This is a genomic window from Xenorhabdus bovienii (assembly GCF_024721015.1).
GTDB lineage: Bacteria > Pseudomonadota > Gammaproteobacteria > Enterobacterales > Enterobacteriaceae > Xenorhabdus > Xenorhabdus bovienii.
Genome location: NZ_JANAIF010000132.1, coordinates 1 through 4,345, shown reverse-complemented (window position 1 = coordinate 4,345; position 4,345 = coordinate 1). Strand labels below are relative to the sequence as shown.

At 41.6% G+C, this 4,345-nt stretch carries 4 protein-coding genes and 1 pseudogene; 2 read left to right on the top strand and 3 right to left on the bottom strand.

Translation table 11 applies throughout. From position 1 onward, the window contains the following. Window positions 1-186: 186 nt before the first annotated feature. Window positions 187-477, bottom strand: a pseudogene (locus tag NXS07_RS18710) (transposase); the annotation flags it as partial. Window positions 478-534: 57 nt separating this feature from the next. Then, the gene (gene fadR / locus NXS07_RS18705) at window positions 535-1,257 is read right to left on the bottom strand and encodes a fatty acid metabolism transcriptional regulator FadR (protein ID WP_038188965.1); all 723 of its coding nucleotides are present in this window, start codon (window positions 1,255-1,257) and stop codon (window positions 535-537) included. A 236-nt stretch (window positions 1,258-1,493) separates the two neighbouring features. Between fadR and nhaB the strand changes: the two genes are divergently transcribed. Further along, the gene (nhaB, locus tag NXS07_RS18700; RefSeq protein WP_038221643.1) at window positions 1,494-3,044 is read left to right on the top strand and encodes a sodium/proton antiporter NhaB; all 1,551 of its coding nucleotides are present in this window, start codon (window positions 1,494-1,496) and stop codon (window positions 3,042-3,044) included. Window positions 3,045-3,217: 173 nt separating this feature from the next. Continuing rightward, a complete protein-coding gene (dsbB, locus tag NXS07_RS18695) occupies window positions 3,218-3,736 on the top strand; it encodes a disulfide bond formation protein DsbB (protein WP_038221641.1) in 519 nt (172 codons plus the stop codon). Window positions 3,737-3,952: 216 nt separating this feature from the next. Here dsbB and NXS07_RS18690 read toward each other — a convergent pair whose 3' ends face one another. Beyond that, window positions 3,953-4,243 carry a putative hemolysin gene (locus NXS07_RS18690; RefSeq protein ID WP_071827321.1) on the bottom strand — a complete coding sequence of 97 codons (291 nt, stop codon included), beginning with the start codon at window positions 4,241-4,243 and terminating at the stop codon, window positions 3,953-3,955. Between the last annotated feature and the right edge of the window lie 102 nt (window positions 4,244-4,345).

Genomic DNA, 4,345 nt, shown 5'->3' with positions numbered 1-4,345 from the left:
CATCACTTTACACGCTTTAGAAACGTTGCCGAGTTCTTCGGCTAAATTAAGCAAACCGACTTTGTGTTTGATAATAGGATTGTTAGTATAAAGCATGAGAGTTACCTCGTGTTTTGTTTAAGATTTGGACATCTATATCAAAATCGGTAACTCTCAACTTTGCAAGTTGAACTGTCAGACCAAGTCGCGACTAATACAAATTAAGGTTATTCCTTCTGTTTTTAAGTCTTCCGTTAATGCCTTGCTGATATAGCCTTTATCCGCATAAAGTTTATCTAAAAGTCCTTTTGATAATTCTCGAACCGGTGTCCTATCATCAACATTCGCGGGGGTGAGTTTTGCCGCAACAATTTCACCAAGATGGTTAATAACGAGGTGAAGTTTAAAACCCTAGAACCCTCCCATCGTTCCTTTTCCTCTCGCCGCCGTCTCTTTAAACACTTTATGTCTTGGTATTCTGAGGTTGTGACACGCCCTAGTGCGCTTTTAAAATATGATGACAGATAAAAAACAGAAATTAGAAATGCAATTTGATCAGCTGTGACGTGCTTCTGTTAAATCATTCAACATAACACTCTGCATGCCATGCCAAATGATTCCACTTTCTTTACCATAACTACGCACACAATCCATGATTTTGTCATAAGATTGTTCCCGACACATCGTACTCAATTGCTGATAGAAATTCAGTGCAAGCATACGGGCATCAGGATTTGAGAAATAATAGCGGCCAACGCGGGTATAAAGCCCTCTTAATCCATTGATAATCAAACCGTAAATTGGGTTTCCTGACGCAAAAGCCAGTCCACGAAAAATATCATAATCCACAGCACTGAAAGATTCGGCGGTATCTTCCACATTCTCTTTTTCTGCCAATACTTCCAATGATTTTTCAGGATTATGTCTAAATGCAGTACGAATAAAAATAGCAGCTATATTGGTACGAACCGCCAGTAGATTATCAATTAACTGGGGAACGCGATCATGATCAAGCCGTGCCAGCGTTTCCAGAATATTAAGACCGGATGTTTCCCAGAAGTTATTGACCTTTGTTGGCTTTCCATGCTGAATAGTCAACCAGCCATCACGGGCAAGGCGCTGCAACACTTCACGTAAAGTAGTACGGGTGACACCGATCAACTCAGATAATTCACGCTCTGCTGGCAGCATGGAACCTGGTGGAAAGCGATTATTCCAAATGCTTTCAATGATATACTCTTCCGCGAACCCCGCAGGGCTTTGAGCCTTAATTACCATATTTTAACTATTCCAAAGCAATTTTCTTAGCTAATAATAATCATCAATCATACCAGAATGCGTCTGATCGACATAGTTACATAGTAAATAAACAGCGAAAGAGTGAAAGGAATCATAAAAAACGGGATTATTCGCTGATTAATTATGTCCTGATACCCTTAAATTGCTATCGTTTAGCGCGTACTATGACTCTTTAGATTTGTCCCATGTATCCACAAAGAGGAATATTAATAATAATGGAAATCAGTATTCGACATGCAGTGGTGAAAAACTTTCTCGGCAACTCGCCGGATTGGTACAAATTGGCTATCATTGTTTTTCTTATTATCAATCCACTGGTTTTTTTCTTTGTCAATCCCTTCGTTGCAGGGTGGATGCTCGTTGTCGAGTTTATTTTCACGTTGGCAATGGCGTTAAAATGTTACCCTTTACAACCCGGAGGATTACTCGCTATTGAAGCGGTCATCATCGGGATGACTTCGCCAAAACAAATAAGTCATGAAATCTCCAACAATCTCGAAGTTATTTTGCTGTTGATTTTCATGGTTGCCGGCATCTATTTCATGAAGCAACTGCTACTGTTTGTTTTCACGAAGCTGCTGTTAACTATTCGCTCCAAAAAAATGCTGGCACTCGCGTTTTGCCTGGCGAGTGCCTTTCTGTCTGCGTTCCTCGATGCCTTGACCGTTATTGCCGTCGTTATCAGTGTTTCGGTAGGGTTTTACTCCATTTATCACCACTTCCTTTCCTCCAGCCAAAATGACAGTTCTGACCTGAACGATGATCAGTTTATTGACAGCGAAGATAAAAAGCAGACTCTGGAACAGTTCCGGGCATTTCTGCGCAGCCTGATGATGCATTCAGGTATCGGCACAGCTTTGGGTGGTGTAATGACCATGGTGGGCGAGCCACAAAACCTGATTATTGCTAAACACGTTGGCTGGGATTTCGTGACGTTTTTTGTTCGTATGTCTCCTGTCACCATACCGGTATTTGTCTGCGGTCTGCTGGTCTGCTTGCTGGTCGAGCATTTTAAATTGTTTGGTTACGGTGCTGAATTACCCGATCACGTTCGTTCGGTTTTAGAAGATTACGATAAAAAAACCAGTGAAAAACGTACTCGGCAGGAAAAAACTCAACTTGCCGTTCAGGCATTAATTGGTATCTGGCTGATTTTGGCATTGGCTTTCCATTTAGCAGAGGTCGGGCTGATTGGTCTGTCGGTAATCATTCTGGCTACGGCATTCTGCGGTATCACCGAAGAGCATGCTTTAGGTAAAGCGTTCGAAGAAGCCCTTCCGTTTACTGCACTGTTAACCGTTTTTTTCTCTGTCGTTGCCGTGATTATTGATCAGCAATTGTTTACGCCATTCATTCAATATGTGCTGCAATCTTCGCCAGCCTCACAATTGTCATTATTCTATCTATTCAATGGATTGCTTTCTGCCGTTTCTGACAACGTATTCGTAGGTACGGTTTACATTAATGAAGCGCTAATTGCCTTGAAGAATGGTTTAATTTCACAGCAACAATATGAATTTCTGGCAGTAGCTATCAATACAGGCACCAACTTACCATCAGTGGCAACACCAAATGGACAGGCAGCATTTCTGTTCTTGCTAACATCTACCCTGTCTCCATTGATTCGTCTGTCTTATGGCCGCATGGTGGTGATGGCGCTGCCTTATACCATTGTGATGACATTGGTCGGTTTGTTGAGTGTGGAATTCTGGCTTGTTCCAGCGACTGAGTATCTGATAAAACTCGGTCTGATCACTCCACTTTAATCGCTCCGTAATTTACCTCAAACTCAGCCGGATGGTGAAAATATGCACTGTTCGGTTTTTTGTTGCCCCTTTTTAGAAAGATAATGTGGTTAATTTTATTTTTTTATGGTTTTTAAAACGGCAAAATGAGCCATCATTTATAGTTAAATTTAAACGATGGGAAAAACAGAAAAATGTTTCGATTTTTAAAACAGAGTTCCCAAGGGCGAAGCGCATGGTTACTGATGGCGTTAACAGCTCTTATATTAGAATTGACAGCACTTTATTTTCAACATGTGATGAAGTTACAGCCCTGTGTGATGTGTATTTATGAGCGAATTGCACTATTTGGCATTTTAGGAGCTTCTCTGCTCGGTGCCATTACACCAAAAACGCCACTACGTTGGCTGGCAATCCTACTATGGCTGTATAGTGGATGGCAGGGATTACAACTGGCGTGGAATCATACCATGATGCAACTCCACCCTTCCCCTTTTAATACCTGCGAATTTTTTGTTAGATTCCCGTCATGGCTACCCTTGAATGAATGGCTGCCTTCTGTATTTCAAGCCACTGGTGATTGTTCGATGAAACAGTGGTCATTTCTGACTCTGGATATGCCGCAATGGTTAATTGGTATTTTTGCTGCTTATTTGGTGATAGGTGTTTTGGTTCTGATCAGTCAGTTTTTTACTGTTCGGGGTAAGAACTGAAAACATAACTTAGTTGCAAAAAGTTATTTACTGTTATCAGTTTAACAAGCTTCCGAGATATCAGGAATAATTGCACCACAATAATAAGAGACAGCCCGTAAGGGCTGTTCCTTAAGAAAAAATATCGTATAAGCTAACAAAATAGCAAACACACTACCCAACATCGTCGTCGGTGTGTTTACAAGAATTATGGGTTATTTTTGACAACAAGAAAACTCAAATAGACGTGCAGCCACCATCCAACAGGGCTCGTTCATCACAGCGGCGCCCATTTGCTAATTGGCAAACCGGCGTTTGATTTCCATTGAGCTGTATTGCCAGCGCTAGAATTCCCCCTGCATCAAAGCAGGTCGTACTGGCATTTTCACTCAGATTGATCCTCAGATCAGAATACTGATAATTTTTGTGGCGTTTAGATGAATGATCAGTTTGTTGCCCACTGCAACCCGCTAATACCCATCCCATCAGAAAAAAGCTGCCCAAAACGGGCCTACGTTGCAAAAACATTTTTTCTCCCACTGCATTACCGATACATTAGACGATGTCGTCATGAGATTTTCAGCCAAAGAACAAGGCAACGGATTTGCACTGCGGCAAGAAAAGACGCGC